Genomic DNA, 12,190 nt, shown 5'->3' with positions numbered 1-12,190 from the left:
CTGACGGGGAATAAAAAAGCAGCGATAAGAGACTTATCGCTGCTGGAGTGATTCACCACACCTGACGCTTAAACAGCCTGTACGACCTGTTCATCCAGCAGTTGTGGAATAATATCGGCAGTATCTCGGGAAAGTTTACGCCTTTTTACTGCGCGGGAAGGCGGTTGGCATAAGCTACAGGCGAAACTGCCAACCGGCTGATGCGCATGGGTAATAAAGTTGCCACCGCAGCAGTTGCAGGTCGACAGTTCCAGCATGCCGCTTTCGACAAAACGCACCAGCGTCCACGCGCGAGTCAGCGCCAGCAGCGGGCCTTCATCCTGAGACGGGCACTGTTCCAGGTAAAGGCGATAGGCCTTAATCACCGCGTCCACGCCGGAACAGAGCCCGGTGCGCAGCAGGTATTGCCAGGCGTTACAGAACATCGAAGCGTGGATGTTCTGCTCCCAGGTCATAAACCAGTCGGTGGAAAACGGCAGCATGCCTTTTGGCGGCGGGCTTCCCCGTAATTCTTTATACAGCTTGATTAATCGCCCGCGGCTGAGCTGGGTTTCGCTTTCCAGCATCTGAAGACGCGCGCCCAGCGTGATCAATTCCATTGCCAGCTGAATGTCGCGCGCTTCCTGAACAATGCTCTTTTCGACCATGATCAGGCCCTTTTCTTTTTGCTGACGTCGTCAGCCGTGGTCGCATCGTTAAGCAGGCGGGTGGAAAGCAGGATCCCGGTGTGAACCTGTTGCAGATCGTCAACGCGCGACTCCTGCGTCAGACGGGTAATGGTTTGGTGATCGTCAAAGCGAAACTGACAGATAAGCTGATTGGTCTCGGCCAATTTTACCATCTGCGGTAGCGTAAGCTCGCCGAGGGTGTTTGCCATCTCTTCCGTCACGCCCAGGCGGAACATGGCGGATGCTTTGTCCTGGCTAATTAAACGTTGAGCCAAAAGCAGATACGACAGGTTGATGTCGTAAATGTGTTTCAGTAACTCGGATGTGTGCATTTTTCCCATCCAGAATAACCAACTGCGTACTATGCGGTATGCCCGCACCCCGTGATGTCGCCAGATAAAATCTGGAAAAGTAAAAATAAGGGTTTAATGTTGCAATAAAACAAGTGGTTATTGTAAAGGCCGCTCCATGAAGACAGGTCGTCACAAAAAGTTACTTATTTAAAGACAATTCTTATTTCCCTTACAAAAAACTAAGATTTTTCCTAAAGCGAGCAAACTGTACTCGTCAGAAATTTTACATACAATCGGAGCATGACAATAATTTCGATAATATGTGACAAGCATCACACATTTGAATTAAAAATCTTAATAAACCAATCAGAAAATCTATAGAAATGGACGTTTTTTAACCAAAACTGGTACTGACGTCGTATTGCTTTTACGAATAATCATTCATGGCAAGGGGTATTTACAAAGCTAGCAAGAAAAGTTTCCGCTAATTTTTTACCACTTTTAATTAACATTTAAGAAACAAAATTCCTCACTTAAGCGACGCCCTCTTATATTTATTTAATCATTAACAATCAATGAGTTAAAAATAAACCGTGCGCCAAATAAAAAAATTGTAAATATTTTATTGAAGCGAAGCGCAAACCCTGCTTCTTAAACTGGGACGGGTTGCCCAGACGCTACACAAACATTTCACAAACGTTGCATATTCCTTATATAAGAATAATTAAACTATTTTGTGTTAAGTCTCTCCTGAAGTTCATGTTGTTACCTTGCGCAAACGATAAAAAGCGCGTATCGCTGAGTACACAGCGCCAATTCTCATGTGAGTAAGGAGCGTTACATGAGCTATAAACATCTCCTGGTCGCGGTTGCGCCGACCCCGGAAAGCTATCAGCTGGTGGCAAGAGCCGTCTCCATCGTTAAGCCCGTTGACGGTTCAATCACCCTCATCACCCTTGCATCTGACCCGGAACTGTACAACCAGCTCGCCGCGCCAATGATGGAAAACTTGCGCGAACTGATGCTGGAAGAAACCCACCTGTTTTTACAATCCCTGAAGGAGCAGGCCGGATACCCGATTCATGACACGGTGATCGCCACAGGAGAATTGAGCGAACATATCCTCAATATCTGTGGGAAAACCCCGATCGACCTGGTGGTGTGCGGTAACCACAATCAAAGCTTCTTCAGTAAAGTGACCTGTAGCGCTAAGCGGGTAGTCCAGTCCTGCTCGGTGGATGTGTTGCTGGTGTCGCTATAACGCGTGCGGCCCGCTAAGGGCCGCGTTGCGTGACAGGGAAAACGGGGACTATCAGGCGAGTTTCTGGAAGGTGGCGATTTTTTGCTGTAGTTGGCTTTGCGCGCTACGCGGCGCAATCTGCTTTAGGGTCGCGAGGAAACGCTCCTGCCAGTGATGAATATCGTTTTCCTGCACGACAGCCATCATTTCGCTATGGCGTGAGATACGTTCCGCCAGCGGCATGGTTAACGCGCGGTTCAGTGCCTGGGCGACTTCATCGCGGTCATAGGGATTGACCAGCAGCGCGGAGGTTAATTCATTCGCCGCACCGGCGAATTTTGACAGCACCAGCACCCCTGGATTGGCCGGATCCTGCGCCGCCACGTACTCTTTCGCCACCAGGTTCATCCCATCGCGCAGTGGCGTTACCAGCCCGACATCCGCATGACGGAACACTTTCATCAGCAACTTACGATCGAAGTGCTGGTTCAGATAATAGAGCGGTGTCCAGCCCAGCTGACCATATTTGCCGTTAATCCGCCCGGCTTCGGTTTCCAGTTGATGCCGAATATCCTGATAGGCCTGCACTTCGCCACGTGAGGTCGGGGCAATCTGGGTATAGCGAATTTTACCGTGATGCTGCGGGAAATTTTCCAGCAGGGCTTCAAACGCCTGGAAACGTTCAGGCAAACCTTTGGAATAATCAAGACGCTCAACTGAGAAGATATTCTTAATGGTTCCCAGCTCTTTTTTCAGCTGCGCCAGTTTGGGCGGCAGCGGGCCCGCGGCCTGAGTGGCGATCTCTACCGGCTCGATACCGATTGGGTAAACCGAGGTGGTGAACTGTTTGCCAAACGCACGGTGGGTATGTTTATCCCGCGTGGTCAACGCGGTTTGCTGCGCCACACTTTCTAAAAACGCATTTTCATCGTTAGCGGTCTGGAAGCCCAGCAGATCGTAATCACACAGTTTTTCCAGCAGATCGGCATGGGGAGGCAAGGCGTTAAAGATTTCCGGCGTCGGGAACGGGATATGCAAGAAGAAGCCAATACGGTTATTGATGCCCAGCGAGCGCAACGCGCTGGCGAACGGCAGCAGATGGTAGTCGTGGATCCACAGGATATCGTCCTCTTCCAGCAGCGGCTTCAGTTTTTCCGCCAGCAGCTGGTTAACCCGCAGATAGCCTTCCCAGGCATCGCGCTGAAAGTTCACCAGATCGAGACGGTAGTGGAAGGCAGGCCATAATACGGCATTGGAAAACTGGTTATAGTACTGCTCGTAATCCTGCTCGCTAAGATTAAAGGAGGCCCAGGTAATATTGCCCCGACTGACGGTTTTCAGCGGCTGGTCTTCATTGCCAATCTCTCCGCTCCAGCCAAACCACAATCCTCCCGCCGCTTTTAAGGCACCCAGCACGCCAACCGCCAGGCCTCCTGCGCTTGCTTTTTTATCATCGGGCGGCGCGATACGATTAGATACTACGACTAAGCGACTCATAACCTACACTCCTGTCATTCAATTTTTGTTCTTTTTCTTGTTGTGTTACCAACTTTTCTAGCCATACGTGGACGGCCTGTACATTCATCAGACGATACTTCGCTTCGGTTTCTCCCTTACCGACCTTGATAGAAATGCCGTTCATGGCATTCACCACGGTAAAACCCGCCTCGTCTGTTAAGTCATCACCGATAAACACCGGCGTACGGCCAGCGAACGGTTCCTGCTGCATAAACGCCGCAATCGCCTCGCCTTTATTGATGCCGCGCGGTTTGATCTCGACCACGCATTTGCCCGGCTGGAGCGAAAGCTCCTCATACAGGCTCGCCAGCGTCGACGCCAGGCTAAGAATATGCGTTTCAAATTCCGGTGCCTGGCGATAGTGCAGCGCAAAGGCCATGCCTTTACATTCCAGCTCGGTGCCGGGCATCGCCGCCAGCTCCGCTTCAAGGCGCAACTGCAGCGCGCGCACCAGATCCGCAGGCAGCGTAACAACATGGGTATTTCCGTTGATGTCGCGACGCTCGGCGCCGTGCACCCCGGCAACGGGGAAACGATGCGGTGCGGCCAGCTTGTCCAGCTCGGCCATAGAACGTCCCGAAATCAACGCCAGCGCCCCATTCTGAAGACCGGAAAGCTTTTCCAGGAGGGCACGCACGTCGGTCGGTATGTGAACCAGATCGGGATGAGGTTGGATTTCTGCCAGCGTACCATCGAGGTCAAAGAAAAAAGCCAGGTTTCCGTTATTCAGGGGTGGTAGAGAGAGTTCAGTAGCCACCAGTGGTTTCCTCCTTACACAGTCAAAAGGCAACCAAACAGTTACCTGCCATTATCAATAGCCATGTAAGTATAGACAGTGTGACGAGGCTCGCCATGTTGCTAACGCCCCCGTAAGGCTTGCCAGCGCTGGATTAGTCTGAAAAACGGCAAAAAAAAGCCGACCCGGACGGGTCGGCAATCAATAATTATTACGAATGGATCTTAAGGAAAAGCGGCGCGTTTTTTTGTCAAAAGACGTTACACCGTGCGTTTCGCTTTCTGTTTGTAACGGTCGAAAATCACCGCCGCCAGCAGGATCAAACCACGCACCACATACTGAGCAAACGGGGAGATATTCAGCAGGTTCATGGCGTTTTCCACCGTGCCCAGAATCAAAATACCGGCCACGACGTAAGAGATTTTACCGATGCCGCCTTTCAGCGAAACCCCGCCCAATACGCAGGCCGAGATGACAATTAGCTCATAACCGATAGAGGTCATCGGCTGGCCGCTGGTCATACGCGAGGCAAGAATGATCCCAGCTGCGGCGGAAACCAGGCCAGACAGCACGAAAATAATGATTTTGGTGCGTACTACCGGTACACCGGCCAGACGCGCCGCCTCTTCGTTACCACCAATCGCCAGGGTGTTGCGACCAAAGGTGGTTTTGTTGAGCAGAAAGCCGAAAATAATCAGGCAAGCCACGGTCAGCCAGATTGGTGCCGGCAGGCCCAGCCAGTTGGCATAGCCCAGCGTAAAGAAGCTTTCGTCTTCAATGCCCACCGCTTTACCGTCAGAAATAATGTAGGCCAGGCCGCGCACAATCTGCATGGTGGCAAGCGTGGTGATCAGGGCGTTGATTTTCAGTTTGGCGATAACAAAGCCGTTCACAAAGCCGCTGAGCATGCCGAGCGCCAGACCGGCAAACACCCCGATCCACAGGCTTTCGGTCATATTAATCACCACGGCGGTGGTGACCCCGGCGCAGGCGATCACCGACGCCACCGACAGGTCAAAGTCCCCGGACGCCAGGCAGAACAGCATCCCGCAGGCCACCATTCCGGACATGGAGATAGCCAGCCCCAGCCCCTTCATATTGATAAAGGTGGCGAAGTTAGGCACAAAAATCGCACAGGCGATAAACAACACGGCAAACACGACCAGCATACCGTACTGGTCCCAGATACGACCGAGGGTCAGCGATGACTTTGGCGCACCGGATGTGGTTAAAGCAGACATAAACTCTCCTGTATCAGGCGACAGCCTGGCTGATTTTTGGCATCGCAAGGCTTAGGGCGTCTTGTTCGCAAGCCTCGTTATGCAGTAACTCCCCGGCGACTTCCCCTTCACGCATCACGATGATGCGGTCAGCCACCCCGAGCACTTCTGGCAGGTCGCTGGAGGCGAACAGCACCGCCACGCCCTGCGCCGCCAGCGCATAGATAACGTTATAAATTTCGTGCTTCGCCCCCACGTCGATACCGCGCGTTGGCTCATCCAGCAAAATGACCTTCATCTCTTCCGACAGCCAGCGGCCTAAAATCGCCTTCTGCTGGTTACCCCCCGACAGGTTCATGATCAGCTGCCCGGCGGTCGGCGTTTTAATATTGAGCGACTTAATATGGTGCTGGGCGTTTTGCGCCTCCCAGCCGTTGTTAATCAGGCATCCGGCGCTGATATGCTTGCGGCGGGCGCTGATGTTGATGTTGTCCTGCACTGAGTGCACCGGAATAATGCCGTCCGCTTTGCGATCTTCCGGGCACAGCATCATGCCGGAGCGGATCGCGTCGCCGGGTGCCCGAATATTGACCGGCTGGCCATCGATATAAATCTGGCCGTCAGTAATGCGGGTGCCGCCGAACATGCCTTTCATCAGTTCACTGCGCCCTGCCCCGACCAGGCCGAACAGCCCAACGATTTCGCCGCTGCGTACCGACAGGGAGATGGGCGTGCGCACGCCTGGTGCCTTCACGTTTTCCAGACGCAGCCGTTCCGGCCCGTACTCGCGCGGTTTCCAGCCGTAGATGTCGCCGATTTCGCGTCCAACCATCGCCTGCACCAGTTTGTCGTGGTTGACCTGTTGCATATCATCGAAGGTGCAGACGTAGCGGCCATCTTTAAACACCGTGATGGCATCGCTGAGCGCGAAGATCTCTTCCATACGGTGGGAGACATACAGGATCACGCGCCCTTCGTTGCGCAGTTCGCGGATCACCCGAAATAAGTTTTCAATTTCCCGCGCCGATAGCGAACTGGTAGGTTCGTCAAAGGCGATAACTTTGGCGTTGCGCGCCAGCGCTTTGGCGATTTCCACCATCTGCCACTGCCCGATAGACAGGTACTTGAGCGGCGTTTGCGGATCGATATCCAGCCCTAAATGTTCCAGCTGCAGTTTGGCCTCGTAGTTGAGCAATGACCGGTTCACAAAGCCCATTTTGTGGGGGATCTGGCCCAGATAGATGTTCTCGGCCACGGTCATCTCCGGTACCAGGTGCAGTTCCTGGTAGATGATCGCCACACCCGCGTTCAGCGCCTGAGTGGTATCGGCAAACGCTACCTCCTGGCCTTTCAGGGCGATGGTGCCCGTGGTTGGGGTGTAGTTGCCGCTGAGAATTTTTAACAGGGTCGATTTCCCCGCGCCGTTTTCGCCCATCAGCGCATGAACCTGCCCGGCATGGCAGTCAAAACTGATATCTGATAGCGCTTTCACGCCCGGGAAGGTTTTCCCGATACCGCGGAAAGAGAGCCAGGGTGTTGATTGCTGCATAACGCCTCCACAAACCACCAAAAAGGCGAGCGCACCTGCGGCGCTCGCCCTACGACATTACTTACCGCCTAAACCTTTTTTAGCGAGCTCTTCTTTGAAGTTGTCGCGGGTAATCAGCACCACGTCGGTCACTTCAGTGAATTTCTCTGGCTCAACGCCTTTGGTCACCCAGTTGTAAAGCATTTCGCTGGATTTGTAGCCGTGTACGTCCGGGCTTGGCAGCAGCGAGCCGTAGAAGCCGGTCGCCTGCGCTTTGGACAGTTCGCTCACCGCATCAACGCCGTTGATGCCAATGCCGATCACGTCCGGCGCTTTAAAGCCCTGGCCTTCGGTGGCACGTACGCCGCCCAGCACGGTGTTATCGTTCATACCGACGATCAGCCAGTGTTTTACTTCCGGATGCTGAACCAGCATAGAGTTAGCGGCGTCGAAGGCGCCTGGGATATCGTTAGACTTGGTGGGAACCTGGTAGATCTGTTTTTCCGGGAATCCGGCGGCTTTCAGAGCGTCCATGGAACCGCCGGTACGACGGCGCGCGGTATCCAGTTCGTTGGCGGTAATCGCCATCACGGCGGTTTCTTTCACATCCCAGCCGCGTTTCTGCATCTCTTTATACAGTTCCTGGCCCTGGCGTTCGCCGATTTTGGTCGCCGCCATCATTACCAGCGGAACGGTATCCATTGGCTTGCCTTTGGCGTTAACAAACTGGTCATCCACGGCGATGACTTTCATGTCGTAGCCACGGGCTTTAGCGACAATCGCCGAGCCCAGTTTCGGATCTGGCGTACAAATCACGAAGCCTTTCGCGCCGCTGGCCGCCAGGCTGTCGATGGCGTTAAGGGTTTTCTCACCGTCAGGCACGGCGATTTTGATCACTTCAAAACCTAAATCCTTGCCGGCTTTATCAGCAAATTTCCACTCCGTCTGGAACCATGGCTCCTCAGGCTGTTTCACCAGAAAACCCAGCTTCATGGTTTCTGCGATAGCGGATTGTGACATAACGGCAGCCAGACCGATGGCTGCCAGAGCTTTAGTAAATTTGTGCATGAGCAACTCCAGCTTTAGTTTTCTTTTTGCAGGGTAATGAATCATTAAAATCTTTACTAAAAGGCTTTAAAACAACGCATTAGCTTTTCTGAGGTTCAACGTGCTATTGCTGCGGATAGTATTAGCGGGAAATTGATTATCCATAGGAGAGCGAAATCACATCGCAGAATTTCAGTAAAACAGTGCATAGATTCAGCGATAAAGAACATAAAATTTGGCTGATTTGTATGATGATTAATTTAACAATAACTGAATTATCCATATTCATAGCTCGACAATCCTTGCCATGAAGTAGAGCCGTGACGGCAACTCAAAAAGCGAGCCGCAAGATCTTCACCAGGGTTGCTTATTGTCGAGTGTAAATAAGAAAACCCTGAAGAATTTGCAAGAATTCATTTCAGGGCTAAATGATTTTGAATGTTGTATACGATCTGAATATAACACCCTAACCCAGGGAATTTCAGGCAATTACCGATTTCATTCATCTCCATTAATTGCGAGACAGGTTCCAATATCGAAACAACATCACAGAATAGCCGCGTGTATTAATGAGATAGTGAGCGTATCCTGTAAAAAATGAGGAACAAATCAGTCAGTAAATAGGGCATTCGCTCATTGCGTAATGCGCTCACAATAGCCAGATATCGATCGCGACCTCTTTTACGAGATATAAGCTTTCAGTCACAAGAAGAAATAAGGACATCATATGATCACTAGCGGAATGGTACAAAAACTCAACGCCCAAATGAATCATGAGTTTTACACGTCAAATATGTATCTCCAGCTTAGCGAATGGTGTAGCCAGCAAGAACTCAACGGTACCGCCGTATTTTTGCGACACCAGGCACAAAATACCGTCACGCAAATGATGCGCATGTTTGAATATATTAAAAACAGCGGCGCAACCCCCCTCCTGAAAGAACAGCCCAGGTGCAGCCATTGCGTCACGCTGGAAGATATGTTTGAACAAATGGTTAAGGACTACCATCATCGCATCCAGGCGCTGGCGACCCTGACCGACGAGGCGCGCGCAGCCAACGACACTGCGGCAATCAGCTTTTTAGCGACGTTTAAAAAAGAAGAACTGGTCGACGGCACGCTGCTGCAGGTTATCCTCGATGAAGTCCGCAGCGCCAAAAAAGCGGGTGTTAACATGCAGCAAACCGACAAGCAGTTGCTCGGCGTAATCGATCTTTATCATTGATCAATTTTTGCCACAGAGGAGGTTTCGCACCTCCTCTCGTTATCCGGCTTTCCCTCATCGTCAGCGATTTATGCTATTAATGCGCTGTAAGGCAAAATCATTATTTGATAGTTGTCTTTATTATCTCAGATCAATAAATACCGCCACCCTGCCCGGGTCAATTATTTATGTCGGCTATATCTCAAATTTCACTGATATATTCCCTGCCGATAACGCCGTCATACAGGTTATTTAATTTCATTTTTAATGTTAAAAAAAGGTAATTAAACGAACTATTAATCTTATCTTTCCACAAATCAGATCTACCTCTCAATGAGTACACTTACAATTTGTAATGCTTAAGCGATTCACGCGTTTAAACATTCAAGGATTGTTATGATCACCATCGAGTTTATCGTCATTATTCTCTGCCTGCTGGTAGGTACTCGCTTCGGCGGTATGGGGTTGGGTCTTATTAGCGGCATTGGATTATTTCTATTAACGTTTATTTTCGGTCTGGAACCTGGAAAACCGCCTGTCGATGTCATGCTGACCATCCTTGCGGTAATCGGCTGCGCCGCCACGCTGCAAACGGCGGGCGGGCTGAACGTGATGATGCAGTTTGCGGAAAAGCTGCTGCGCCGTCACCCACAGCACATCACCCTGCTGGCCCCGTTCACTACCTGGACCCTGACTTTCCTGTGCGGCACCGGGCATGTGGTTTACACCATGTTCCCGATTATCGCCGATATCGCGCTGAAAAAAGGCATCCGCCCGGAACGCCCGATGGCAGTTGCCTCTATTGCCTCGCAGATGGCCATCACCGCCTCCCCGGTCTCTGTTGCAGTGGTATCGCTGGTGTCGATCATCGCGGCAAACCACGGTGTGGGCCAGGCATTCGGCATTCTGGAAATTTTAGCAGTGTCGGTGCCAGCATCGCTGTTTGGCGTGCTGATTGCCGCGCTGTGGAGCCTGCGTCGCGGTAAAGATCTTGAGAATGACCCGGAATTCCAGGAAAAAATCAAAGATCCGAAGCAGCGGGAATTTATCTTCGGCTCCACCGAAACCCTGATGAACCAGGTGTTCCCGAAACAGGCCTGGTGGTCTACCTGGATTTTCTTTGCCGGGATCCTCGTGGTGGTGCTGCTTGGCGCAATGCAGGATTTACGTCCGGCGTTTGAAGTCAAAGGCGTGATGAAGCCGCTCTCCATGAACCTGGTGATCCAGATGATGATGCTGATCGCCGGTGCGGTGATGCTGATCGTCTGTAAAGTCAATCCGGCGTCGATTTCTAACGGCGCGGTATTCAAAGCCGGGATGGTGGCGATTTTCTCGGTATTCGGCGTGGCGTGGATGAGTGACACCTTTTTCCAGGCGCATCTTGATGAACTGAAAATGGCGCTGGAAGGCGTGGTGAAAAGCCATCCGTGGACCTATGCGCTGGTGCTGTTCCTGGTTTCCAAACTGGTGAACAGCCAGGCGGCGGCGCTAACGGCGGTAGCCCCGATGGGCCTGATGCTGGGCGTCGAGCCAAAAATGCTGATTGCCTTTTTCCCGGCCTCTTATGGCTACTTTATTCTGCCGACCTACCCGAGCGACCTGGCCTGTATCGGCTTTGACCGTTCCGGCACTACCCGCATCGGCAAATACATTCTTAACCACAGCTTTATTATCCCGGGCCTTATCGGCGTGAGCTGCGCCTGCGTAGCCAGCTACCTGCTGGTCTCCGCCCTGTTCTGACCGCTAAAAACAGCAAACCCGCGCGTGCGCGGGTTTGTTGATCAAGGAGAAACGTTAGCCGTACGCGCGTAGCGTCCGCTGGCACAGGGCCGAACGCACGCAGTCATCTTTGCCGAAGCGCACCACGCTAATCATTTCATCATCTTCAAAACGTTCGAGCGCATCGCTCAATCCCGAGCGAACACCGGATGGCAAATCACACTGGGTAATATCGCCATTAACGATCACCGTGACGTTTTCCCCGAGGCGGGTCAAAAACATTTTCATTTGGGCCGCCGTGACGTTCTGAGCCTCGTCCAGAATCACCACCGCATTCTCAAAGGTCCGTCCGCGCATATAGGCAAAGGGCGCGATCTCGACCTTACCAATCTCCGGACGCAGGCAGTACTGCATAAAGGATGCACCCAGCCGTTTCACCAGCACGTCGTAGACGGGGCGGAAATACGGGGCAAACTTCTCGGAGATGTCGCCGGGCAAAAAGCCGAGGTCTTCGTCGGCCTGTAATACCGGGCGGGTCACGATAATCCTGTCGACATCCTTATGTATCAGGGCCTCCGCGGCTTTCGCCGCACTGATAAACGTCTTGCCGCATCCGGCTTCGCCGGTGGCGAATATCAGTTTTTTGCTTTCAATGGCGTTGAGATAACTTTCCTGGGCGTCAGTACGCGCCACTATCGGCGAAGCGTCGCGACTATCGCGCGCCATGCCAATGGCTTCAACACCACTCATCTGCACAAGCGAGGTGACCGATTCTTCTTCACGTTGTTTATGACTCCGTGAGTCGCGTCTCAGCACACGTTTTGCTTCGCGACGAGCTTTGATCACTGCTTTTTGTCTTCCCATGGATGGCACCTTGAATAGTTGGTTTACATATTACGCAATGCCTGACGGCACGCGTTGATGCGCACGAACATATGAGGTTTGGCTTCCTTTTAAGCCATAGACTGCCGGTTAGAGTGACACGTCGGGGAACCGCCGTATCAAACACATCGGTAA

Annotated in this window: 11 protein-coding genes; 3 read left to right on the top strand and 8 right to left on the bottom strand. The window is 52.1% G+C overall.

Translation table 11 applies throughout. From position 1 onward, the window contains the following. Positions 1–68: 68 nt before the first annotated feature. A complete protein-coding gene (gene flhC / locus FND52_RS02145) occupies positions 69–653 on the bottom strand; it encodes a flagellar transcriptional regulator FlhC (RefSeq protein ID WP_125292193.1) in 585 nt (194 codons plus the stop codon). After that, positions 650–1,000, bottom strand: coding sequence for a flagellar transcriptional regulator FlhD (gene flhD, locus FND52_RS02140; protein ID WP_203123168.1), 351 nt, complete (start codon positions 998–1,000; stop codon positions 650–652). Before flhD ends, flhC begins: the two co-directional genes overlap by 4 nt. A gap of 802 nt (positions 1,001–1,802) precedes the next feature. Between flhD and uspC the strand changes: the two genes are divergently transcribed. Beyond that, positions 1,803–2,222: a universal stress protein UspC gene (gene uspC / locus FND52_RS02135; RefSeq protein ID WP_144129175.1), complete on the top strand. Its 420-nt coding sequence runs from the start codon at positions 1,803–1,805 to the stop codon at positions 2,220–2,222. A gap of 51 nt (positions 2,223–2,273) precedes the next feature. Here uspC and otsA read toward each other — a convergent pair whose 3' ends face one another. The 5 genes from otsA to araF all read right to left on the bottom strand — a co-directional run bounded on the left by otsA (position 2,274) and on the right by araF (position 8,271). After that, complete coding sequence (gene otsA / locus FND52_RS02130) at positions 2,274–3,698, bottom strand: alpha,alpha-trehalose-phosphate synthase (RefSeq protein WP_125292196.1); 1,425 nt, start codon at positions 3,696–3,698, stop codon at positions 2,274–2,276. Continuing rightward, the gene (otsB, locus tag FND52_RS02125; protein ID WP_125292197.1) at positions 3,673–4,476 is read right to left on the bottom strand and encodes a trehalose-phosphatase; all 804 of its coding nucleotides are present in this window, start codon (positions 4,474–4,476) and stop codon (positions 3,673–3,675) included. Before otsB ends, otsA begins: the two co-directional genes overlap by 26 nt. 239 nt (positions 4,477–4,715) lie before the next feature. Next, positions 4,716–5,696 (bottom strand): arabinose ABC transporter permease AraH, encoded by a 981-nt coding sequence (gene araH, locus FND52_RS02120; RefSeq protein WP_125292198.1) that lies wholly within the window; start codon positions 5,694–5,696, stop codon positions 4,716–4,718. A gap of 13 nt (positions 5,697–5,709) precedes the next feature. Then, positions 5,710–7,224: an L-arabinose ABC transporter ATP-binding protein AraG gene (araG, locus tag FND52_RS02115; RefSeq protein ID WP_144129174.1), complete on the bottom strand. Its 1,515-nt coding sequence runs from the start codon at positions 7,222–7,224 to the stop codon at positions 5,710–5,712. A 57-nt stretch (positions 7,225–7,281) separates the two neighbouring features. Next, positions 7,282–8,271 (bottom strand): arabinose ABC transporter substrate-binding protein AraF, encoded by a 990-nt coding sequence (gene araF, locus FND52_RS02110; RefSeq protein ID WP_125292200.1) that lies wholly within the window; start codon positions 8,269–8,271, stop codon positions 7,282–7,284. Between the two features lie 706 nt (positions 8,272–8,977). On the opposite strand from araF, the gene FND52_RS02105 reads away from it, so the two are divergent. Both FND52_RS02105 and FND52_RS02100 read left to right on the top strand, forming a co-directional pair. Beyond that, positions 8,978–9,475 (top strand): non-heme ferritin-like protein, encoded by a 498-nt coding sequence (locus FND52_RS02105; protein WP_125292201.1) that lies wholly within the window; start codon positions 8,978–8,980, stop codon positions 9,473–9,475. A 375-nt stretch (positions 9,476–9,850) separates the two neighbouring features. Further along, positions 9,851–11,194 carry an anaerobic C4-dicarboxylate transporter gene (locus tag FND52_RS02100; RefSeq protein ID WP_125292202.1) on the top strand — a complete coding sequence of 448 codons (1,344 nt, stop codon included), beginning with the start codon at positions 9,851–9,853 and terminating at the stop codon, positions 11,192–11,194. A 54-nt stretch (positions 11,195–11,248) separates the two neighbouring features. Here FND52_RS02100 and phoH read toward each other — a convergent pair whose 3' ends face one another. Further along, entirely contained in the window at positions 11,249–12,037 is a 789-nt protein-coding gene (phoH, locus tag FND52_RS02095) for a phosphate starvation-inducible protein PhoH (protein ID WP_192798670.1), read from the bottom strand. Positions 12,038–12,190: the final 153 nt, after the last annotated feature.

The sequence above is a fragment of the Atlantibacter subterraneus genome, from assembly GCF_007570865.1.
In the GTDB taxonomy this organism is placed as follows: domain Bacteria; phylum Pseudomonadota; class Gammaproteobacteria; order Enterobacterales; family Enterobacteriaceae; genus Atlantibacter; species Atlantibacter subterraneus.
This window is presented reverse-complemented; position numbering and strand designations above follow the sequence as displayed.

What these genes read in the sequence shown, in the direction of transcription:
- otsA (WP_125292196.1), bottom strand. Translation starts at nt 3,698, where the DNA reads ATGAGTCGCTTAGTCGTAGTATCTAATCGTATCGCGCCGCCCGATGAT.
- araH (WP_125292198.1), bottom strand. Translation starts at nt 5,696, where the DNA reads ATGTCTGCTTTAACCACATCCGGTGCGCCAAAGTCATCGCTGACCCTC.
- FND52_RS02100 (WP_125292202.1), top strand. Translation starts at nt 9,851, where the DNA reads ATGATCACCATCGAGTTTATCGTCATTATTCTCTGCCTGCTGGTAGGT.
- FND52_RS02105 (WP_125292201.1), top strand. Translation starts at nt 8,978, where the DNA reads ATGATCACTAGCGGAATGGTACAAAAACTCAACGCCCAAATGAATCAT.
- araG (WP_144129174.1), bottom strand. Translation starts at nt 7,224, where the DNA reads ATGCAGCAATCAACACCCTGGCTCTCTTTCCGCGGTATCGGGAAAACC.
- flhD (WP_203123168.1), bottom strand. Translation starts at nt 1,000, where the DNA reads ATGCACACATCCGAGTTACTGAAACACATTTACGACATCAACCTGTCG.
- araF (WP_125292200.1), bottom strand. Translation starts at nt 8,271, where the DNA reads ATGCACAAATTTACTAAAGCTCTGGCAGCCATCGGTCTGGCTGCCGTT.
- uspC (WP_144129175.1), top strand. Translation starts at nt 1,803, where the DNA reads ATGAGCTATAAACATCTCCTGGTCGCGGTTGCGCCGACCCCGGAAAGC.
- phoH (WP_192798670.1), bottom strand. Translation starts at nt 12,037, where the DNA reads ATGGGAAGACAAAAAGCAGTGATCAAAGCTCGTCGCGAAGCAAAACGT.